This window comes from Sandaracinaceae bacterium (genome assembly GCA_016706685.1).
Lineage (GTDB): Bacteria > Myxococcota_A > Polyangia > Polyangiales > Houyiibacteriaceae > JADJJE01.
Genome location: JADJJE010000013.1, coordinates 79,207 through 100,621, shown reverse-complemented (window position 1 = coordinate 100,621; position 21,415 = coordinate 79,207). Strand labels below are relative to the sequence as shown.

Annotated in this window: 18 protein-coding genes; 11 read left to right on the top strand and 7 right to left on the bottom strand. The window is 72.8% G+C overall.

Annotation, left to right across the window (positions count from 1 at the left end):
• Positions 1-101 precede the first annotated feature (101 nt).
• The 3 genes from IPI43_16715 to IPI43_16705 all read left to right on the top strand — a co-directional run bounded on the left by IPI43_16715 (position 102) and on the right by IPI43_16705 (position 2,306).
• Positions 102-683, top strand: coding sequence for a hypothetical protein (locus IPI43_16715; GenBank protein MBK7775749.1), 582 nt, complete (start codon positions 102-104; stop codon positions 681-683).
• Positions 684-770: 87 nt separating this feature from the next.
• On the top strand, positions 771-1,094 hold the full coding sequence (locus IPI43_16710; protein ID MBK7775748.1) for an SCP2 sterol-binding domain-containing protein: 324 nt from the start codon (positions 771-773) through the stop codon (positions 1,092-1,094).
• A 42-nt stretch (positions 1,095-1,136) separates the two neighbouring features.
• Entirely contained in the window at positions 1,137-2,306 is a 1,170-nt protein-coding gene (locus IPI43_16705) for a CoA transferase (protein MBK7775747.1), read from the top strand.
• A 3-nt stretch (positions 2,307-2,309) separates the two neighbouring features.
• Here IPI43_16705 and IPI43_16700 read toward each other — a convergent pair whose 3' ends face one another.
• Positions 2,310-3,605, bottom strand: a complete 1,296-nt coding sequence (locus IPI43_16700; protein MBK7775746.1) for a putative metal-binding motif-containing protein — start codon at positions 3,603-3,605, stop codon at positions 2,310-2,312.
• A gap of 112 nt (positions 3,606-3,717) precedes the next feature.
• Positions 3,718-4,266, bottom strand: a complete 549-nt coding sequence (locus tag IPI43_16695) for a putative metal-binding motif-containing protein (GenBank protein ID MBK7775745.1) — start codon at positions 4,264-4,266, stop codon at positions 3,718-3,720.
• Positions 4,267-6,154: 1,888 nt separating this feature from the next.
• Between IPI43_16695 and IPI43_16690 the strand changes: the two genes are divergently transcribed.
• From IPI43_16690 to IPI43_16660, 7 genes are read left to right on the top strand one after another with little or no spacing between them, the layout of a single operon-like run.
• A complete protein-coding gene (locus tag IPI43_16690) occupies positions 6,155-7,420 on the top strand; it encodes a hypothetical protein (protein MBK7775744.1) in 1,266 nt (421 codons plus the stop codon).
• Complete coding sequence (locus tag IPI43_16685; GenBank protein ID MBK7775743.1) at positions 7,417-7,854, top strand: hypothetical protein; 438 nt, start codon at positions 7,417-7,419, stop codon at positions 7,852-7,854. The genes IPI43_16690 and IPI43_16685 overlap by 4 nt, the downstream gene beginning before the upstream one ends.
• Positions 7,851-10,478, top strand: a complete 2,628-nt coding sequence (locus IPI43_16680) for an Hsp70 family protein (GenBank protein MBK7775742.1) — start codon at positions 7,851-7,853, stop codon at positions 10,476-10,478. Before IPI43_16685 ends, IPI43_16680 begins: the two co-directional genes overlap by 4 nt.
• Entirely contained in the window at positions 10,475-11,794 is a 1,320-nt protein-coding gene (locus IPI43_16675; protein ID MBK7775741.1) for a hypothetical protein, read from the top strand. Before IPI43_16680 ends, IPI43_16675 begins: the two co-directional genes overlap by 4 nt.
• Positions 11,795-11,803: 9 nt before the next feature.
• Positions 11,804-12,094, top strand: a complete 291-nt coding sequence (locus IPI43_16670) for a hypothetical protein (protein MBK7775740.1) — start codon at positions 11,804-11,806, stop codon at positions 12,092-12,094.
• Between the two features lie 12 nt (positions 12,095-12,106).
• Positions 12,107-13,156, top strand: coding sequence for an alpha/beta hydrolase (locus IPI43_16665; protein MBK7775739.1), 1,050 nt, complete (start codon positions 12,107-12,109; stop codon positions 13,154-13,156).
• A complete protein-coding gene (locus IPI43_16660) occupies positions 13,131-13,646 on the top strand; it encodes a DUF4112 domain-containing protein (GenBank protein ID MBK7775738.1) in 516 nt (171 codons plus the stop codon). The genes IPI43_16665 and IPI43_16660 overlap by 26 nt, the downstream gene beginning before the upstream one ends.
• Positions 13,647-13,745: 99 nt before the next feature.
• Here the strand turns inward: IPI43_16660 and IPI43_16655 are convergent, their stop codons facing one another.
• Both IPI43_16655 and IPI43_16650 read right to left on the bottom strand, forming a co-directional pair.
• Positions 13,746-16,148: a hypothetical protein gene (locus tag IPI43_16655; protein ID MBK7775737.1), complete on the bottom strand. Its 2,403-nt coding sequence runs from the start codon at positions 16,146-16,148 to the stop codon at positions 13,746-13,748.
• 366 nt (positions 16,149-16,514) lie between these two features.
• Positions 16,515-16,922, bottom strand: coding sequence for a hypothetical protein (locus IPI43_16650; GenBank protein ID MBK7775736.1), 408 nt, complete (start codon positions 16,920-16,922; stop codon positions 16,515-16,517).
• Between the two features lie 64 nt (positions 16,923-16,986).
• Here IPI43_16650 and IPI43_16645 point away from each other — a divergent pair, with 64 nt between their 5' ends.
• On the top strand, positions 16,987-17,493 hold the full coding sequence (locus IPI43_16645; protein ID MBK7775735.1) for a hypothetical protein: 507 nt from the start codon (positions 16,987-16,989) through the stop codon (positions 17,491-17,493).
• 5 nt (positions 17,494-17,498) lie between these two features.
• Here the strand turns inward: IPI43_16645 and cofH are convergent, their stop codons facing one another.
• The 3 genes from cofH to IPI43_16630 form a co-directional block, all read right to left on the bottom strand.
• On the bottom strand, positions 17,499-18,788 hold the full coding sequence (cofH, locus tag IPI43_16640; GenBank protein ID MBK7775734.1) for a 5-amino-6-(D-ribitylamino)uracil--L-tyrosine 4-hydroxyphenyl transferase CofH: 1,290 nt from the start codon (positions 18,786-18,788) through the stop codon (positions 17,499-17,501).
• Positions 18,788-20,062: a 7,8-didemethyl-8-hydroxy-5-deazariboflavin synthase CofG gene (cofG, locus tag IPI43_16635; protein MBK7775733.1), complete on the bottom strand. Its 1,275-nt coding sequence runs from the start codon at positions 20,060-20,062 to the stop codon at positions 18,788-18,790. Before cofG ends, cofH begins: the two co-directional genes overlap by 1 nt.
• Positions 20,063-20,133: 71 nt before the next feature.
• Positions 20,134-21,333 (bottom strand): cytochrome P450, encoded by a 1,200-nt coding sequence (locus IPI43_16630; protein MBK7775732.1) that lies wholly within the window; start codon positions 21,331-21,333, stop codon positions 20,134-20,136.
• Between the last annotated feature and the right edge of the window lie 82 nt (positions 21,334-21,415).

The following is a 21,415-nucleotide window of genomic DNA, read 5'->3' as shown; positions in this document are numbered from 1 at the left end:
GAGACTTGGCTGTGGAACGATCGGGGCTTTTCATGTTGGGCACACCAAATTCTTTGATTGCGATTTGATGGAACTAGGAGAAATGGACTAGCATCGGCGGAATGGCACAGGGCCAAAGCCCCCTCGTCGGCTACAACACCAACGTTCGACACAAGGGCAAGCTGTACCACATCCAGACTGAGGACTCGGGTGTCAACCGCCCCCACCTCATCACGCACCTCTTCGCAGACGGCGGGCGCATCGTTGCGTCCAAAAAAACCTCCTACTCGCACCTGATCGGCTCGGAGGACCTCGCCACCCATGTGAAGCAGCTGATGAAGGATCAGCACAAGGCCATGTTCATCGGCCTGCGGGACGGCGCGTTCGACGAAGCCGCCGAGGGAGCCAGCGAGGGGGCCGCGAGCCCGTCTGCCCCGCCCCGCCCCGCCCCGGGGGCGCCGCCGCTCGATGTGGCCGCGCTCGACGCCGCTGCCGCCAAGCTGGCCGAGAGCAAGCGCGACTCCCGCCCCGCCCCGCAGAACCTGTACGCCGCCACGCGCAAGCCCGCGGCCATCTCCACGCCCCCCGCAGCGCCCGCCCGGCCTCAGCCCTCCGGCTCCATCTTCGGCGGCGATCTGGTCAGCGAGAAGTCCCTCGACGAGGTGATCCTCAGCTACCTGGCCGACGACCTGGACGACGCCTGACGGCGCCGCGCGCCACACGGCGAGTAGCGTTGACAGCACTAGAGGTGCGCGGTACGCGGTAGCCCCACCCCCGAGGAGCGCCGATTCATGCCTGACGCCACCACCTCTTTCACGCGCGACATCCCCGAGCGCCTCGCCAAGAGCCCGGAGCGCGCCAGCCTGATCGGAGCCACCTTCGTGTTCCGCATCACCGGCGAAGGCGGCGGCACGTGGACGGTGCAGCTCAAGGACCCCGTGCAGGTGCGCGAGGGCGACACCAACGGGGCCGACTGCACGCTGACCATGACGCACGACGCGTGGCGCGAGATCAGCGACCACCCGGCCCGCGCCATGAACCACTTCACGTCGGGCGTGGTGCACGTCACCGGCAACGCCATGCTGGCCATCAAGCTGCCCGCCATCCTGGGCTGAGCCCACGGCGCCCCGCACTCCCCCCACCGCAGAGAAGAACGCATGAACGACGAATCCCGCTCCCTCGAAGGCGTCAAGGTGCTCGACGTCTCGCGCCTGCTGCCCGGCCCCTACTGCTCCATGGTGTTGGCCGACCTCGGCGCCCAGGTGGACAAGCTCGAGGACCCGCGCGGCGGAGACTTCCTGCGCATCACGCCCCCGCTCGCCGACGACGGCATGGGCACGCTCTTCCACTGGGCCAACCGCGGCAAGCGCAGCCTGGTGCTGGACCTCAAGACCGACGCGGGGCGCGAGGCGTTCCTGCGCATCCTGCCCACCTACGACATCGTGCTCGAGGGCAACCGCCCCGGCGTGATGGAGCGCCTGGGCCTCGGCTACGAGACGCTGCGCGCAGTGCACCCCGGGCTCATCTACTGCGCCATCACGGGCTACGGCCAGGACGGCCCGCTCTCGCAGCGCGCGGGCCACGACCTCAACTACCTCGCGCGCGGTGGCGTGCTCGGGTACACGGGCCCCTCGGACCGCCCGCCCCAGCCCCCCGGCGTGCAGATGGCCGACATCGGCGGCGGCCTGTTCGCGGTCATCGGCATCTTGGCGGCGCTGCACTCGCGCGGCCGCACGGGTCAGGGTCGCTTCGTGGACATCGCCATGGCGGAGGCGGCGCTGTGCCTGGCGCACACGGGCTTTGGCGCCACCGTGGGCGGCTTCCAGCTGCCGCGCGGAGAGGACATGCTGCTGGGCGGCATCTGCACCTACAACACCTACGCCACCAAGGACGGCAAGGCCGTGTCGCTGGGCGCCCTCGAGCCCAAGTTCTGGCAGACGTTCTGCGAGGGCGTGGGCATCCCGTTCGACATGCGCGCGCAGATGCCCGGGCCCAAGCAGGTGGAGTGGAAGGCCAAGATCGCGGAGATCTTCGCGAGCCGCACGCGCGACGAGTGGGAGGCGTTCTCCAACGAGCACGACTGCTGCCTCGAGGTGGTGCTGACGCCCGAAGAGGTGATGGCGGACGCGCACCTGAACGCGCGCGGCGTGTGGGTGGAGCGGCCCACGCACAAGGGCGGCAGCGTGAAGCAGGCGCGCACGCCGGTGGCCCCGGCCGCCATGGGGATTGCCCCGAAGCAGGGCGAGCACAGCGCGGCGGTGCTGCGCGAGGCGGGCTTCAGCGAGGACGAGCTGAAGAAGCTGCACGAGGGCGGCGCCTTCGGCTGAGCGTCAGAGCTGGAGATCGCCGATGCGGGTGATGCTCACGCCGTAGAACGCGACGGAGTTGCCGACACCGCTGCTCGGAGCGGTGAGCGACTGGTAGTTGATCTGAAGCTCTACCTGGCTGCAGCCGTCGGGGTTCACAATGTCGAATTCCCGGACGCGGATCGCGCCCGGGACGGCGGCGTCGCTCCGGTCCTCCACTTCGGTGTCGGGGATATCGGTGCAGCAAGAGAGGTTGGCGTTGCGCAAGCTCGCTTGGAATCGCCCGCCAGCTTCTTTCGAGTAGGACACGGCCATTCGGTAGCGCCCGGGCGGCAAGAACCGGTAGACGCCGTAGTACACGCGAGACAGCCCGAAGAGGTTGCACGCGCCGCCCAGCCCGGTCCCGTCCCACCGATAGTCGCTCCCCATGACCAAGACTCCGGGAGACGGCACGCTGAAATTGATGAGCGTCGGCGAGCAGGCAACAGAAGGGTTGGCGCGAACGCCGATGGTGTCGAGGGTCCAGTTCTCGATGAGCTCGGGCAAAGGTGCCGTGGTGGTGCACGCGGAGGCGAAGCCGCACGCGTTGGTGTTCATCCCCGCGGTGCAGCGCTGCTGACCCGTCCAGCTGAGCGGGCCAGATGTCCACTGCGTCGTCGGACAGGTTCTGCCACAGGAGCGGGTGCTGACGTTGTACGTGCACACGCTGTCCAGGGTTCCATCGCAGTTGTTGTCGACGCCGTCGCAGAGGTCCGTACGAGTCGGATAGATGGACTCGGGGTGAGGAACGCCGCCCACCGCAGGCAGTGGCAAGCCATCCTGGCAGTCCGTGCTGGTGGTGGAGTCCAGGTTGCCATTGCAGCTGCTCCCGCGGACGCACGCCCTGATCGCGGGGCCAGCTCCGAAGGTATCGCCGTCACAGTCGCGGTAGTAGATTGGCGCATTGGCCGCGTCGTCGCTCGGCTCTCCGCTGCAGTTGTCGTCGCTTCCATTGCAGGGCACCTCCGTGACGGGGGTGCCGGGACTCACGTTGCACACGAACGTTCCGCCGTCGCAGATGGTGTTGGCGCCGATCCGCATGCACGCCCCGATGCCGACGGTGCACGCCTCCGCGTACGGTTGGCACGTGCCGCCGCACGCTTGCTGGCCCACGGGGCACTGACAAGTAGCGCCGGTGCAGACCTGGCCGGTGACTTCGCACAAGCTGCCGGTGGGGGGCTCCTCGTCCCGGATGGTGTCGCAGTCGTCGTCGATGCCATTGCAGATCTCCTCCGCCATGAGCACCGAGCACTCGCTCCAGATCGACCCCTCTGCGGTCATCTGACAAGTCTGCGTGCCACGCGTGCCACAACATGGCTGAGAAGAGCCGACCGACGGACAACCGCAGCCTTCGTTGACGGCGCCATCGCAGTTCTCGTCGCGCATCGTCGGATCACAGACCTCGACGCCGGAAGGGTTGATGCCGCGACCCACCCCCGGTGTGTCGTTGCAGTCGTCTGCGGTCGGCGCATACCCGAGAGCCGGGACACACCCGAGGGTCGTCATCGCTTCGGGCGCGTTCGAGCCGTATCCGTCGCCGTCGGCGTCGACCGTAGGTGGTCTGAACGCCGTCATCGATCACCCCGTCGCAGTCCTCGTCGACGCCATTGCAGATCTCCATGGCGCTGGGCTTGACCGCTGGAGCCGCGTCATTGCAGTCCGTGCCGCACACGGGTGCGGCGCCGTTCGGCTGCTGGTTGCAGCACGCCGTGGCCACCACGCCATCCCCATCCGCGTCGGGGCCGAGCGTTTCCGGGTCGCAGTCGTTGTCGATGGCGTCGCAGCGCTCCGGATTATACGGAAAGCGGCTCGCGTTCTCGTCATCGCAGTCCGCGCCTTCGGGATATCCATCGCCGTCGAAGTCGACCCCGAGGGTGCGACAACGGGCCGCAGCCTCATCGCATGCTGCCGCGGAGCACGGAGCGCTCCCCGCGCGACACACGCCTTCATCGCAGGTCTCGACGCCATTGCAGAAGACACGGTCATCGCATTGAGCGCTGGAAAGACACGGGCCTGCGTCGACCAGGCCGGCATCGCCACCCCCTGAAAAAGGGGGGGGCGGGGCCGGGCGGGGGCCCCCGGGCCCCGCCCCCCCCCCCCCCCCCCCCCCCCCCCCCCCCCCCCACCCCCCCCCCCCCCCCCCCCCCCCCCCCCCCCCCCCCCCCCCCCCCCCCCCCCCCCCCCCCCCCCCCCCCCCCCCCCCCCCCCCCCCCCCCCCCCCCCCCCCCCCCCCCCCCCCCCCCCCCCCCCCCCCCCCCCCCCCCCCCCCCCCCCCCCCCCCCCCCCCCCCCCCCCCCCCCCCCCCCGCCCCCCCCCCCCCCCGGGCCCCCCCCCCCCGGCCCCCCCCCCCCCCCCCCCGCCCCCCCCCCTCCGCCCCCCCCCCCCCCCCCGGGCCCGGCCCCCCGCGCCCCCCCGGGGCCCCCCCCCCCGCCCCCCCCCCCCCCCCCCCCCCCCCCCCCCCCCCCCCCCCCCCCCCCCCCCCCCCCCCCCCCCCCCCCCCCCCCCCCCCCCCCCCCCCCCCCCCCCCCCCCCCCCCCCCCCCCCGGGACCCCCCCCCCCCGGGGCCCCCCCCCCCCCCCCCCCCCCCCCCCCCCCCCCCCCCCCCCCCCCCCCGGGGCCCCCCCCCCCCCCCCCCCCCCCCCCGCCCCCCCCCGCCCCCCCCGCGGGCCCCCCCCCCCCCCCCCCCCCCCCGGCCCCCCCCCCCCCGGGGGGCCCCCGCCCCCCCCCCCGCCCCCCCCCCCCCCCCCCCCGCGCCCCCCCCCCCCCCCCCCCCCCAACCCACGCCCCCCCCCCCCCCCCCCCCCCCCCCCCCTTGCCCCCCCCCCCCCCCCCCCCCCCCCCCCCCCCCCCCCCCCCCCCCCCCCCCCCCCCCCCCCCCCCCCCCCCCCCCCCTTCCCCCCCCCCCCCCCCCCCCCCCCCCCCCCCCCCCCCCCCCCCCCCCGCCCGCCCCCCCCCCCCCCCCCCCCGCCCCCCCCCCCCCCCCCCCCCCCCCCCGGCCCCCCCCCCCCCCCCCCCCCCCCCCCCCCCCCCCCCCCCCCCCCCCCCCCCCCCCCCCCCCCCCCCCCCCCCCCCCCCCCCCCCCCCCCCCCCCCCCCCCCCCCCCCCCCCCCCCCCCCCCGCGCCCCCGCCCCCCCCCCCCCCCCCCCCCCCCCCGCCCCCCCCCCCCCCCCCCCCCCCCCCGCGCCCCCCCGGCCCCCCGCCGGGCCCCCCCCCCGCCCCCGCCCCCCGGCCCCCCCCCCCCCGGCGCCCCCCCCCCCCCCCCCCCCCCCCCCCCCCCCCCCCCGCCCCCCCGCCGCCCCCCCGCCCGGCGCCCCCCCCGCCCCCCGCCCCCCGCCGCGGCCGTCCCCCCCCCCCGCCCCCCCCCCTCCCCCCCGCCCCCCCCCCGGCCCGCCCCCGTGCCCCCCCCCCGCGGCGCCCCCCCCCCCCCCCCCCCCCGGCGCCCCCCCGCCCCGCCCCCCCCCCCCCCCCCCCCCCCCCCCGCCCCCCCGGCGGGGGCGGGGCCGCCGCCCCCCCCCCCCCCGCCCCCCCCCCCCCCCCCCGGGCGGGCCCCCCCCGGGGCGGCCCCCCCCGGGGTATTTCAACGGGCTGCTAGCGACGCCTCACCGCCGCAACCCCCACACAGCACCCCCGCGACCACCAGCATTCGAATTGCACGAGACATCGGTCACAGCTCCCCTCCAAGGAGGAAGTTCTTGGTGCACACCAGTCTACATGCGCCTTCGAGCTGAGCAACCGACATATCCCACGCCCCACGACGGCACGGACGGTCGCATCCAACCTTCCTTTCCACCGCCGTTGACCCCGGGCCAACGGGTGGGAATGATACGCGCGTGCTGGGCACCGCAGAACGCGCGCTCCTCGAGCGGCTCGAAGACGAGAGCTTGCTCGAGCGCGTCTTCCGGAGGCGGGTGGAGGGCGCGGTGGCGCAGCGCACAACGGCCCCAGCGCCCGTCATCGCGCCGCGCGCGGCCGGGCTGTTGTTGGCCATGCGCGGGACCGAGCCTGGACGCGAAGCCTTGGAGCGGGCCCATGCGGGCGACCTGACCGCGCTCGACGCGCTGCTGGACGCGCCCCTCGACGGCTCGGCGCCGCCCCGTCTGCTGCACCACCTCGCGCTCTTCTTCGCCAGCGCCGCCGATGGCGCGCGTGAGCTCGGCTCGAGCGGGAGCGAGGAGCGCGCGGCCACGCTCGAGCTGCGCGCGCTCGAGGCCTGGGCGCTGCTGTTGTCCGAGCAACGGTACCTGACGCAGCTCGCCGAGCGCGTGGCCGGCGTCACGTTGCCGCAGGCGGAGATCCAGGCGGCCGTCGAAGCGGCGGCCCTCGAGCGCGTGCGCGGGCTCGCCCAGCGCGCCGCAGCAGGCGCCGAGCAACACACCGTCGACGCGCGCGCGGCCCTCGGGCTGCTGCGGCGCTTCGAGGCTCACACCTACCCCGCGGAGTCCTCCGAGGCGGTGGTGAAGCGCCTCCGCGCGGAGTGCGTGAGGGGCATCCGGCAGGCCATCGATGGCGCCCTGGCCATGCTGACCGACCGATTTGCCCAGGCCGAGGCCGACCCGGACGGGCTGCGTGTGGAGCGCGAAATCCTGGGGGACGCCGCGGCGCTCTACGCATGGTCGGAGCGCGACTGGTACGTGGCGCTCTTCACGCTCGAGCGCGCGCAGACCACCGGCTGGAGCATCTACAAAGCCAAGCAGTGGCCCGCGCTGGGCGCGCTGTGCGAGGTGCTCCGCCCCATGGTGAACGACGCTGCGGAGCGCGTTTCGACCGACCCGAGCGCCCTGCCCTACTCGTCTCTGGTGGCGCAGATGCTGGTGTTCCGCGCGGAGATGGGGAGCGTGCTGGCCACGCGCATCCTGGACGCCGAGCGCGCGCTGCGGCTGTGCGACACGCACCGCAACGCGCGCGTGATCCTGGCCGACCTCCTGGCGGAGCGCGCCAACGTCACGCTGGACAGCACGGGCGTGCTGGGGCGCGATGCCGCCCTGGCCGACGCGCGCCGCGACCTGGACCGCGCGGACCAGCTGTGGGCCGGGCTGCCGCGCGTGGCGAGCCTGCGGAAGCGGCTCGACCGCACGAGCGGGGTGGTGCGCGGATGACGCCCACGAACCCGTTCGAGCACTTCGATCTCGACCCCGAGGAGGGGCCGCTGGGCATCACCGAGCAGCTGCGCGAGCGCATGGAGACGGCCGCCAGCGACGAGGAACGCGAGGCGCTCCGGGCCACGTGGGAACAGCTCACGCGCCACCCCCGAGAGCGCGTGCGGCTGGCGCTGCTGGCCCACCCCGAGAGCCGCGCGCCACTGCCACCACGGGGGCTGGTCCCGACTCCGAGCGCCGCCGAGTCCACGACCGGCGCGGTGGCGCTGCCGGGCGCGGAGGACTTCTACGAGCCGCCGTCGGTGGAGGCCGCGCTGCTGGCCGCCCTCTTCGCGCGCGGCGAGCCCGTGCCCACGCTCGATGACGCGCTCTCCCCTGCCCTCGATCACGACCCCGTGCTGATGGGTCGACCCGCTCCCCAAGGCAACGCATGACCCTCTACGTAGACCGTCCCATCGGCGTCGACCTCGGCACCACCCACTCGGAGGTGGCGGTGCTGGACCCGTCGGAGCGTGACCTGCACGTCTACGCCGACCGCTTCGGCCGGAAGACCATGCCGTCGGCCGTGGCCTGGGACGAGGCCCAGAGCACCTTCGTGGTGGGCCGCGCCGCCCGGGCCAAGCGAGGCACGGCGAGCCCGCCCATCGAGAGCATCAAGCGCAAGATGGGGCAGGACAGCACGGTGCAGTGCGGGCCGCACACGCTGCGCCCCGAAGACGTGTCCGCGCACATCCTGCGGGCGCTGCGCGACCAGATGCACGAGTACCTGCGCAGCGGAGCCCCTGCCGACACCGAGGTGCGAGTGGGCCGCGCGGTCATCACGGTGCCCGCCTACTTCGACGCCCCACAGCTGGAGGCCACGCGCACCGCCGGCACGCTCGCGGGGCTCGAGGTGCTGGGCGTGCTGCAGGAGCCCACCGCCGCCGCCATGTACCACACCTGGCGGAGCGCTCTCGGCGACGGGAACTTCCTGATCTACGACCTGGGCGGCGGCACCTTCGATGTGAGCGTGCTGCGCTGCCTGGGCGGCGAGTACCAGGTGCTGGCCATCGACGGCGACAACTTCCTGGGCGGCGACGACTTCGACCGGCGCTTCGCCGAGAAGCTGCGCGTGAAGCTGTGCGCGGCGGGCTACGACCTCACGCTGGACGTGCAGGGCAGCGCCGAGGACCGCGCTCGCTTCGCGCGTCTCGTGCACCTGGCGCAGGAGATCAAGGAGTCACTCAGCACGCAGGAGGTGCTCAGCGTGTCGAAGGAGAACGTGCTCGTGGACCGCGCCGGCGAGTCCGTGAGCGTGGCCCTCGACATCGGGCGCGCCGAGTACGAAGAGGCCATCGCCGACCTGGTGGAGGCCACGCTGGCCTGCTGCACGCGCGCGCTGGCGCAGAGCCACGAGAGCGCCGGCGTGGGGGCTCTCGACATCGACCACGTGGTGCTGGTGGGTGGCTCCACGCGCGTGCCGCTGGTGCAGCGCCGTGTGGCCGAGACCCTGGTGCGCGACTCGCGCGCGGACGCTGCGCTGCAAGACGAGGTGGACACCTGCGTGGCGCTCGGCGCGGCGGTGCACGCGGCTCAGCTGCAGGGTCTGCGCATCGGACGCAGCGCCACCGCAGCCACCACGGACACGGAGGCAGACGGCGAAGCGACCACCCCGCCGAGCGCCGGCGCGCAGCTGTCCGTGCGCACCCCGCTAGTGACCGCGCGCGACGTGCTGCGCATGCGCGTGGACGTGGAGCTGGCCCCGAGCGATGCCCAGCGCCTCGACGCGCTGGTGGCCGGCGCGCTGGTAGCCAGCGCCGAGCTGCCCGGCGTGCCGTGTGACGGGCTGCGGCTGGACATCCCGCTGCCTGCCAGTGACTCCAAGGAGCAGCGCCTCGAGCTGCGCGTGGTGGGGCGCGACAGCTCGGTGAGCCTCCCGCTCACCATCTATCGGGGCGACGTGCGACCCCGCGCCAGCGCGCTCAGCAAGCCCTCCGTGGTGGCGAAGGACATCGCGCTCGAGGTGGTCCGCGCCGGGCGCCGCGAGCGCAAGGTGCTCATCGCCCGCGGATCCGGGCTGCCGGCCAGCGCCGAGCACCGCTTCTTCACCGCCGACCAGAGCGGCGCCGTGGTGCTGCGCGTGCTTCAGAACCGCCTGCCCATCAAGACGCTGGTGGTGGACGTGCCCACGGACCTGCCGGTGGGCACGCCGGTGGAGCTCACGCTGCGCTGCGACACCGCCATGCGCATCGAGGCGCGCGCGCTGGTCGCCGGCCAGGAGCTGTGGGCGCAGATCGAGGCCGCCAAGCTGAACGTCCCCGCGAACGCCGAGGCCTACGAGGCGCTGCTGGCGGACGCCGAGGCGGTGGGGCGCGCGCTCTGGGGCCACGAAGCCAAGCGCTTCAGCGCCGAGCAAGAGCTGCTCTCCGCGGGGCTGCGCGAGGTCATCCAGGTGGACCCCGACAAGGCCCGCGCGCTGGCGCTGCGGCTGCACGCGCTGCTGGACGAGTACCGTGGCGGCGGGCGCGACGCCCTGAGCCCTCCGCGCGAGCGCTTCGAGGACACGCTCGATGGCCTGCGCCGCATCGTGTACCGCTCCACCGGCCCCATGCTGGGCCTCGACCGCGACGCCTGGGAGGCACGCATCCGGGACCTGGCGGAGCGCGGCGACGCGGCCTGGCAGGCGCAGGACGAGGTGGCCTGGCGGCGCTGCTACAACGAAGCCCAGGCGTTGCGCGAGACCGTGATCCAGCAGGAGTTCGCCACGCAAGACCTGAACGACCCGGCGCACCTGGCGCGCCAGCAGGTCACGCTCACCTACGTGGCGCAGCGGCTGGCCAACGACCTCGAGGACTTCGTTCCGTCGAGCGACCCGGACGTGCGCGCCCGCCAGCTGGGCGAGCGCGACCGCCTGCTGGGCGTGGTCAGCACCACGCTGAAGCAGGTGGAGGCCGTGGACAGCGCCCAGACGCAGACCGCCCGCCAGCGCCTCGACCAGCTGTCGCACGAGCTGGACCGCGCCCACGCGGCGGCCGAGCGGCTCCCGCAGCTGGGTCTGGTGACGGAGCGCGGCACGTGACGCCCAAAGGGCGCCTGGCGATCGCCGCCGCCGAGCAGGCCGGCCGGGTGCTGGGTTCCCGCGCCGCCCACTCGGCGCTGCGCTCGCTGGTGCTGACCCTCAGCCAGCCCGACGACCGCGTGGCCGCGCTGCTGGCCGCGGCACGCCATGCCGCCCAGCTGGCCGACGAGCCCGCCGTGCTGGCCCTCGCCACGCTGCACGCCGAGATCACCGACGCCGATGCGCGCGTCCACCTGCCGGCCCTCACGCAGCTGTGCGCGCGGCTGCTGAGCGAGCGTCGGCCGCGGCTGGCCGTGGAGCTGGCGCGCGCCGAGCTGCGTCGTGCACCCAGCTGCGAAGCGCAGTACCTGCTGGGGCGCTGCCTTCACCGCCAGCACGCCGCCGACGCCGACACCGCATACCGCGCGGCGGAGAGCTCCCCGAGCGACGGGCTGCGCCGGGCCGCCCAACACCAGCGACGCCTGCTGGCGCTGACACGGCGCGCGCCCGCTCCCGCGTCCTCGGGGGCCGGAGCAGCCCCGCCGGTGGCCCCCGAAGACCCGCGCCAGGCGCTGAGCGACGCGGCCGCGCGGCTGACCCACGGGGGGCGCTACGCGCGCGCCCTGGCCATCGACCAGCTGGCGGCGCTGGCGCAGGACCCGGCGGTCGAGCGCGGGCTGCAGCTCACGGCCGTGCGGCTCCTGGGACGCCACGCCGACGAGCGCGGCACCGACCTGAGCGACGTGGAGGGCGAGCGCCTGCAGGTTGCGCTCGCGCCCTATGGCGCCACCGTGGCGGAGGCCCTGGCAGCGCGCAGCCGGGCGCCGCACGTCCCGCCCGAGCAAGCGCTCTCGCCCGCGGCGGCCCCCAGCGAGGCCGACGCCATCGCCACTCAGCTCACGCGAGGAGCCCTGCCAGATGCCGTGCGCACCCTGCGCCACGCTCGGGTGCACAGCGCCCACGAGGACGCGCCCAGCTCGCTCTACGCCGCCGGGTGGCTCGCGGCCCTCTCGGAGGACGCCGAGGTCGCGCTCGAGGGGAGCCTGCTGCTGGACACGCTGCTGCGCGAGAGCACGCGCGCCCCGCGTCGTGGGTTTCTGCCGCTCGCCGACGCGCTGGCGCCGAAGTACCCCGCGCTCGGAGCGGTGGCTCGGGAGCGGGCCGCCGAGCGGCGTGAGCCCGGAGCCATCCCGGCCCTGGTGCGAGTACTTGTCGCAGAAGCGTGGAAAGCGTATGCAGAGGGAGATCGAGCGGCCGCCCTGCGCGCCCTTCGACGCGCCGACCGCCTCGACGCCGAGGCGCTCGCCCCCCCTCCCCCCCGCCGACCGACGCCCTAGGAGGCCCCCTTGGATTGGAAGCAGCTCCTCACCGAACAGAGCATGAAGCTCATGCAGGACCCCCGCGTACAGAAGGTCATGCAGGACGAGCGCGTGGTGAAGACCATGATGCGTGGGCTCCAGATGCGTCAGCAGGTGCAGGCGCAGGTGGACGAGCGCGTGGAGACCGTGGCCGAGTCGCTCAACCTGGCCACCAAGAAGGAACTGCGTGAGATCAAGCGCTCCATGAAGAAGATGGAGCGCGACCTGAGCAAGGCCCAGGCCGCCCTCGCCGAGGCGCGCGCCAAGGCCAAGGACTGACGGCGCCCCCGCATGATCCTGCGCACGGAGCTGGTGGATCAGGTCGTCGACGGCACGCACACCGTCACCCTGGTGAAAGACGTGGTCATGACCAGCGGCGTGCCGCTCGGCATGGTCCGCAAGCGCCTGCCGCCTCCGGCTGTCACGCGCGGAGCCGTGATCCTCATCCACGGCTTCGGCCAGAACCGCTACACGTGGCACATCGAGGGGCGCTCGTTCTCGGCCTACCTCGCGGAGCAGGGCTTCGACGTGTTCACCGTGGACCTGCGCGGGCACGGCCGCTCGGGTGAGTACAGCGACGCGCGCCCCCACGCCGTGGAGCAGTACGTGCGCGAAGACCTGCCCTCGTTCGTGCGCGAGGCCATCCGCCTCTCGGGCCACGAGCAGGTGTTCCTAGTGGGGCACTCCATGGGCGGGCTCATCAGCTACGCCACCGCGTCCACGGTGTTGCGAGACTATGTGCGCGGCATCGTCACCATCGGCTCGCCCTACCGCTTCGGCGCCGGCACCGGCTTCCTCTCGGCGTTCGCCGCGCTGGCCGAGGGGGTGCGCTTCACCGGCGTGCTGGACAGCAACCCGCGCCTGCCGCTGCGCCTCATCGGCCAGCAGTTCCGCATGCTGCGCCGCTTCTGGGACGTGAAGAGCGTGCCCCTGCCCGTGCGTGCCTGGCACCCCGGCACCGTGGAGCCCCACTTGCTGGACCGCTACCTCAACCGCGCCTTCGACGTCACCAGCCTGAGCGTGCTGTTCGACGTGCTCAAGGGCGGCCAGAACGTCTCGCTACGCAGCCGCGACGGGCGCGTGGACTACGCGCTGGCCTTCGAGTCGCTGAACAAGCCGCTGCTCGCGGTGGCCGGCGAGTTCGACCTCTTGGCGCCGCCCGACTCCGTGGAAGCGGCCGTGCTCCGCAGCCGCAGCCGCGACAAGCGCTTCCGCATGTTCCCCCTCGGTCACATCGACCTGATCGTGGGCCGCGAGGCCACGCGCACGGTGTGGCCGCTCATCGGCGAGTGGCTCACCCGACGGAGCGCTGACATTGCCAAGCCCACTGCCACCCCCTAGCCAGACGGCGCTCGCCACGGACGACGGCCGCCCGCCCCTGCCCGCGTGGGCGCGCGTGATGACGCGCCTGCTGGACGATCTGATCCGCATCCCGGGCACCGAGCAGGGCATCGGCCTCGACGGGCTCTTGGGGCTCATCCCCGGCGTGGGCGACTCGGTCACCGGCCTCGGGTCCATGGCGCTCCTGCTGCTGGCGCTGCGCCGCCGCGTGCCCACCGTCATCCTGGTGAAGATGCTGGGCAACATCGGCGTGGACGTGCTCACCGGCACCATCCCCGTGCTGGGCGACATCTTCGACGTGGCCTTCCGCAGCAACCGCCGCAACCTAGAGCTCATCGAGAAGCACGCCGACGGAAAGGTGCAGCCCTCGCCCGCGGACTTCGCGCTGGTGGTCTTCGGCATCTCGCTCGCGGCGGCGGCCATCGCGATGCCGTTCGTGATCAGCGCGGTGTTGGGGTTCTCGGTGATTCGCCTGCTCAGCGGGGGCTGACGCCGAAGAGGCGGGAGGGCAGCCGCGTTGGTGGCCCAGATCAAGCGGCGCGTGGTCCAGCTGCTGGATAGCTTCCCCGCAGGCGCGCCGTCTAACCCATCACTCCTCGCAGCCGATGGTGAGCTGCCTCGTGTCCGTGAGGGAGCCGTCCGAGACCCGAACGTCCACCGCGCAGGTGCTCACCGCCGAGCCGCACGTCCAGCTCACGAGGCCGCCGGCGGTGACTGTGGGAGCGAACACGCACGTCGTGCTCGCGAGGCTGAAGGTCAGCGACTGGGCCGGGACGTCGGAGTCGGTCGCCGTGGCGCTGAAGCTGCCCGCAAGGTTGAGCGGCGCGTTCACGGTGGCGGGGAGGTTCGTCAGGGTCGGCGGGGTGTTCACCTCGACGACCGCGACCGTGGTCGTCTGGGAGACGGTTGTCAGCCCGTCGCCGCAGTCGATCACCACGGCGCAAGAAGAGTCGCCCAGGGTCTCCCCCGGCACGAAGGAGTAGGTCGTGCTGGTGACCGTGCCACCGCAGGTGTCACCGGAGCCCTGGCTGATCGAGACTGGGTCGCCGTCGGCGTCGGTGCAGGTGACCGCGTACGTGTAAGGCGTGCCCTCGGCCGCGGTGGTCCCGCCGGTGGAGGTGATCTCCGGAGCGGCATTGACGCAGCCGATGGTGAGCTGCCTCGTATCGCTGAGGGAGCCGTCCGAGACCCGCACGTCCACCCTGCAGGTGCTCACCGCCGAGCCGCACGTCCAGCTCACGAGGCCGCCGGTGGCAACGGTGGGAGTGAACAAGCACGTCGTGGCCGCGAGGCTGAAGGTCAGCGTCTGGGCCGGGACGTCGGGGTCGGTCGCCGTCGCTGTGAACGTGCCGGGCGTGTTGCGCCCGGTGGTCACGGCGGCGCCCAGGTTCGACAGCGCCGGAGCCGTGTTGGTCTCGGCGATGTCGACCGTCGTCGTCTGGGTGACCGTCCCCACGCCGTCGGTACACGAGAGGGCGATGACGCAGCTCGAGCCGCCCTGAGCTTCCGTCGGAGTGAAGGCATAGGTGCCCGTGCCGCCGCTCGCCGTGAGCGCCCCACAGGTGTTCCCGGCCGCCGTCGAGAGCGCGAGCGCGTGCCCGTCCGGGTCGGTGCACGTGATCGGCTGTGTGTAGAGCACGTGCTCGCTGGCGGCCGCCGGCATCGTAGAGGTGAGCTCGGGGTCGCGGTTGGTGCACTCGATCGTCAGCAGCTTCGAGTCCGTGAGGGAGCCTGGGTCGGTGACGGTGATCGGGACGCCGCAGGTGATGACGGAGCTTCCGCACGTCCAGGAAAGGACGCCGCTCGTCGCGTTCACGGACACGGGGAACCCGCAGCCGTGGGTGCCGACCGAATACGCGAGGACCTGCGGCGGCGGCTCGGGATCGCTCGCCGTCAGCGTGAAGGTCCCGGCGCGCTCGCGGATCGTGGGGACCGTAGCGGGCAGGTTGGTGAGGACCGGCGGGGAGTTGGTCTCGGCCAGCGTGACGGTCGTGCCCTCGGAGACGGTCTCGGTTCCGTCGGTGCACTGGACGGCCACGACGCACGTGGAACCGCCCTGCGCCTCGGTCGGCGTGAAGGCGTAGGTGGTGCCCGCGAGCGTCCCGCCGCAGGTGTCCTCGGGGGCCTTCGAGACCGTCACGGTGTCGCCGTCCGCGTCGGTGCAGGTGACCGGGTAGGAGTAGGCGGTCCCCTCGGAGGCCACCGCCGGGGCGGTGGACGTGAGCTGCGGAGCCACGTTGGTGCACGAGATCGTGAGCTGGTTCGTGTCGCTGAGGTTGGTGGGATCGATGACCGTCACGTCCACGGTGCAGGAGCCGACGCTGGCGCCGCAGGTCCAGCCGACGCGGTTCGCGGCCACCGTCGGGGCGAAGGCGCAGGTCGTCGCGCCGACGCCGTACGTGAGGGTCTGCGCGGGCAGGTCCGGATCGGTCGCGCTGACGTCGAAGAACCCGGCCAGGTCGTGCACGGTGAACACGGTGTCGGGAAGGTTCGTGAGCGTCGGGGGCGAATTCGTCTCCGCGATGGTCACGGTCGTCGTCTGCGGGACCATCTCCGTGCCGTCGCTGCACTCCACGGCAACGACGCAGGACGTGCCGCCCAGCGACTCCGTCGGCGTGAACGCGTAGGTCGTGCCCGTGACCACGCCGCCGCACGTGTCCGCCGCGCCCTCGGCGACCATCACGGCGTCGCCGTTCGGGTCGGTGCAGGTGACCGCGTACGAGTAAGCCGCTTCCTCCGTCGCCTCCGTCGGAGCCGTGGAGGTCACGACGGGCGCGGTGAGCCCTGCGTCGGGGACGCCCGCGTCGGTCCCGGCGTCTTCGGGTCCGCCGTCGGGCGGCGGGCCTCCGTCCAAGAGGACGTCCGCGTCGGTTCCGGCGTCGGGCGGCGGGGGCGAATCGCCAACGCACGCGACGAGCAACGCGCAGGAGCACAGCAGGGTGAGGGGCGCGCGGCGCTCCAAGGTGGCCCAGAACTCCGGGTGGTTCGCCATGGCCGTGGTTCAAGCACGCCGCGTGCCCAACATGCTCCAAGCATCTTTCGCCACGTTCGGAGCGGCGTGCGCGCAAGTGGCGCGCCAGGTGCAGACGCGGTGACAGGCTTGCGCGTTCGCACCCTACCGATCGTCGATTCTGTGAAGAATTACGTTGTCCATGGTACGGGCCTTTTCCATGACCGACCCAACGAAGCCGGAGGGCAAGGCCCCCCTCACCGACGCGACCAAGCCTGCTTCCGCTTCCGCTGCCCAGCCCCTGCCTCCCGCGACGAACGCATCAGCGCCGCCGCCTGTCGCCACGAAGCCTGCGGGCAGTAGCATTCCCTCGCGCGTATCCACGTCCCCCCCCGTCGCACCGAAGCCCTACACGCTGGCTGGGTTGGCGGAGGCCGCCAAGCAGACGGCCGCGTCCTCCCTCGCGCAGAAGCCTGCGGTCAGCCCAGCTCCAGCGCCTTGGGCGGCCTCTCCGCTCGCGCAGAAGCCTGCGGTCAGCGCAGCCCCAGCCTCTGCAGCCACCTCTCCACTGGCACCGAAGCCCGCGGTCAGCGCAGCTCCAGCCTCTGTGGCCACCTCTCCACTGGCACCGAAGCCCGCGGTCAGCGCTGCTCCCGCCTCTGCGGCCACCTCTCCGCTCGCGCAGAAGCCGGCGGCCACCTCTCCACTGGCACCGAAGCCCGCGGTCGGTGCAGCTCCGACGTCGGTCTTCAGTTTCCCGCTGACGTCCCGGCCCGCGGTGAGCGCCACCACGCCCGCGGCTAACCCGGCCGCCATCGGCGCAGTGGCTCTCAAGCGGGTAGCCGTCTCCGCGTCGTCGGCCGGGAAGACACAGCTGGGCATGCCGCGCGTCGTGGAGACTTACGCAGACCCGAAGCCGGCGACCGCCAAGTCCGTGACGCCTGCGCCCAAGAAGCCAGCCGAGCCACAGGCCAGCAAGCCCAGCAAGCAACACAAGTCGAGAGCCGAGCGGGACGAGGCGCGGAAGCGCCGCGACCAGCGCAAGCTGCAGCTGCGCGCGGAGAAGCAGGCCGAGATCAAAGCTCAGCAGAAGAAGAAGCAGCCCAAGGCGAAGCCGCCGAAGCCCGAGGGGGGCGAGGCGACCATCCACGCGAAGAGCGCCAAGAAGGCTCGAAGCGCATCCCCCGAGCAGCCGGCCACGAGGCCCAGCGCTGGTCGGTACGGCGCCGCTACAGACCCCTCGCCCTCCGAGGCTTCCGCGAGTGCTCGCTCGAGCGCTGACGCCGCGCCCGCCGTGCCGATTCGTTCATCGAGTTCGAAGGGACCGATCATCGTGGTCGGCATCGTCCTCGCCGCGGTGCTGGCCTGGCTCGCGACCCGGTCGTGAGCCCTCTACGCGTCGATGACCTGCAGGCGCCGCTGGTTCCGCGGCTCGTAGTGAAAGCGCGGGTCGGCGGTGAGCGTCTTGTAGTCCCCGAACACCGCGCTCGCGTCCTCCACCAGGTCGAGCGGCTCGGGCACCTCGAGCGCCGGGTCTCCGTCGAACACCCGCAGGGCGTCGTAGCGCGTGTTGCGCTGCACCGGCACACGACCGGCGTCGCGGATCACCCGGCGCAGCCCAGCGGGCGTCATGAGCTGGCCGTGCGTGGCCCCCGCTGCGGTGGAGATGCTCTCGTTCATGAGCGTGCCGCCCAGGTCGTTCACGCCGCAGTGCAGCAGCCACTGGCTGGTGCGGATGCCCTCCTTCACCCACGAGGCCTGCAGGTTGGGGATGTGCGCCCCCAGCATGAGCCGGGCGATGGCGTAGAGCCGAACCACGTCGTCGCCGCTGGGCCCGGGGGTCACGCCGGGCACCTCGTGCTTCACGAACAGCGGCGACTCGGCGTGCACGAAGCTGAGCGGCACGAACTCGGTGAAGCCGCCCGTGCGCTTCTGGATGCTGCGCAGCGTGTCCAGGTGGCGCATGCGCTGCTCGGCGGTCTCCACGTGCCCGAACATCATGGTGGACGTGGTGGGGATGCCCAGCTCGTGCGCGCTCTCGATGACGTGGACCCAGTTGGCCGTGCTGATGCGCGTGGGCGCGATGCGCTTGCGCAGCTCGTCGTCCAGGATCTCGGCGCTGGTGCCGGGCAGCGAGCCCAGGCCCGCCTCCTTGAGGCGCGCCAAGAACACGGGCACCGGCTCACGCGCCAGCTGCGACCCGAAGAGCACCTCTTCCGGCGAGAAGGCGTGGATGTGCAGGTCGGGAGCAGCGCGGCGCACCGCCTCGGTGAGCTGCACGTAGGAGTCGCCGGTCAGATCGGGCGCGAGGCCCGCTTGCAGGCACACCTCGGTGGCCCCCATGGCCTTGGCTTGCAGCACGCGCGCCACCACCTCGTCGTGCGGCAGCATGTAGCCCTGCTCGCTGCGGATGCCGCGCGCGAAGGCACAGAAGCGGCAGGTCTTCACGCACACGTTGGTGAAGTTGATGTTGCGGTTGACCACGTAGCTCACGCGGTCGCCCACCTGCTGCTTGCGCAGCTCGTCGGCCACGGCGGTCAGCGCGTGCAGCTCGCGCCCGCGCGCCGCCGAGAGGACCACGCCCTCTTGCCACGACGTCTCCCCACCGCTCAGGCTCTTCTCCAGGATCGCGCGCACTTCGGGGCGCGTCTCGTTGAGCAGCACGCTCGCGAGGGTGGTCATCAGAGGCCTCCAGGAAGGGAGTCGAGGGGCGCCCGCTCGGCGGCGGAACCGGGGGTGTGGGGAGGCGGGGCCACGTGCCGCGCGAGGTCCGCGGCGCAGCTCACGCGCGAGAGGCGCGCGGCGGCCCGCTCGACCGGGGCCAGCAGCTCGGGGTGCAAGAAACCGGGACGCGCGAGATCACGCTCGTAGATGGGCAAACGCGGCCCGAGCACGTGACCGGCGCGCGCACACGTGGCGTACAGCTCCTCCAGCTGAGGCCACGGGTGGTCCATGTTGATGAAGTCCGGTGTGACCGGCGACACCCCGCCGAAGTCGTTGAGCCCCGCGGCGATCAAGAGCCCCACGCTGGCCGGGTTGAGGTTGGGCGGCGCCTGCACGCTGACGTCGTCGTCCAGCACCAGCCGCGCCAGCGCCACCCACAGCGCGATCTCGTGGTCTTCCGGCTCGGGCGCGCTGGCCATGGGGATCATCGGCCGCGCGCGGAAGTTCTGCACGATGACCTCTTGGATGTGCCCGTGCTCGCGGTGCAGGTCACGGATGGCCAGCAGCGTGTCCATGCGCTCGCGCACGGTCTCGCCGATGCCGATGAGCAGCCCCGACGTGAACGGGATGCGCAGCTCGCCGGCCTCGCGCGTCATGCGCAAGCGCTTGTCGGGCCGCTTGTCGGGCGCCTTGTGGTGCGGCATGCCCTTCTCGCACAGGCGCGGGCTCACGTTCTCGAGCATGAGCCCGAGCGACACGTTCACACGGGCCAGCCGCTGCATCTCCTCGCGCGACAGGATGCCGGCGTTGGTGTGCGGCAGGAGCCCGTACTCCAGCGCCAGCGCGCCGGCCCACTCGAGGTAGTCCACGGTGCTGGCCTGGCCCCAGGTGCGCAGCTGGGCGCGGTAGGCCCCGAAGCCGGTCTCGGGCGTGTCCCCCAAGCAGAAGAGCGCCTCCACGCAGCCCTCGAGGCGGGCCTCGTCGAAGCGCTCGCGCAGCTCGGTGGGCGACATGGTGTGCTCGCCCGCGTCTCCCGGCGACCGCCGGAAGGAGCAGTAGTCGCAGTGGTTGCGGCACAGGTTGGTGAGCGGCAGGAACACCTTGGGCGAGAACGTGAGCGTCCGCCCGAAGAGCCGGTCTCGCCGCGCGGCCGCCGCCTCGAGCACCGCAGGCACGCTCGCCGCGTCGACGGCAGCCAGCACGTGAGCGTCTTCCGCCGAGAGCGGGGCACTCGAGCAGGCCGCGCTGAGCGCCCGACGTGTGGACTCGGAGACGGAAGTCACGTGCTTCACCCGCCTGATGTACCAGAACGCCTCACGGGGGTCACGCGCTCGCGACCCCGGTGCAGCCGACCACCACGCCCCTACTTCGCCAGCGTGAAGAGCAGGTCCACGTGCGTGCGCCCGCGGACGAACGACGAGCTCACGATCTCGTTGCGGCCCCCGGGCTTCAGGGAGATGGTCTCGAACGTCTTCAGCAGCGTGATCAGCGTGGCGCGCAGCTCGAGGCGCGCCAGGTTGGCGCCCAAGCAGAAGTGCGAGCCGTAGCCGAAGGAGATGTGCTTTTCCTCCTTCGGGTCGCGCCGCACGTCGAACTTGTAGGGCTCCTTGAAGATACGCGGGTCGCGGTTGGCCGACGGGTACTGCATGGCGATCATCTGGCCCTGCTTGATGGTCTTGCCGCGCAGCTCGACGTCCTTGGTGGCCGTCCGGAACATGTTGTTGAACGGGGTGACCCAGCGGACCATCTCTTCGATGGCGGTCGCGATGACCTTCTCGTCGTCCACGTTGGCGCGCAGGTAGGCCCACTGCTCGGGGCTCTGCGCCAGCATCTCGAGGCCACCCGAGACGGCGCTGCGGGTGGTCTCGGCGCCACCCACCAGCAAGAGCGCGTGCTCGAAGAGCAGCTGCTCTTCCGTGAGCTGCTGCCCGTCGATCTCGGCCTGCATCCAGCGGCGGAGCAGGTCGCCATCGCCCGGGCTCTCTTCGCGCTCAGCCACCATCTCGGCGTGGTGCTCGCAGAACTCGCCGAAGGCGTCGTTCACCTCGTCGGTCACGTACTGGGGGCCCATGCCGCCGTTCACGAACGTGGCCACCCAGCGGCGCAGCGTGTCGTGCTTCTCGTAGGGCACGCCCAGCATCTCGCCGATGAGGCGCATGGGCAGCAGCGCCGCGAGGTCGTCCACCACGTCGAACTCGCCCGTGTCTTTGAACGCGGCGATCAGCTCGGCCACGATCTCGTAGCAGTGCTCTTCGATCTCGCGCATGGCTCGCGGCGTGAAGCCCTTCGACACCAGGCCGCGCTGCTTCGTGTGTGCCTCGCCGTCCTGATGGATCATGGACGGGTCCGGCGGCAGGTTCGGGCGGTTGCCCTCCGTGGAGCAGAACGTGGCGGGGTCGCGCGCGATGTCCACGATGTCGTCGTAGCGGAACGCGTACCAGACCTCGTTGTGCTCGTCCCAGTAGACCGGGTCGTTCTCGCGAAGGTAGTCGTACATCTCCCACGGCTCGTCGTGGGTCTCGGGGGCACACATGTCCACGCCGCGGTACTTCAGCTCGGTCATCGAAACGGCTCCTTGGGCTCTGGGCTCGGGGCGCGTTCGTCACTCTAGAACGCGTTCCACAGCAAAGTAGAACGCGTTCTAC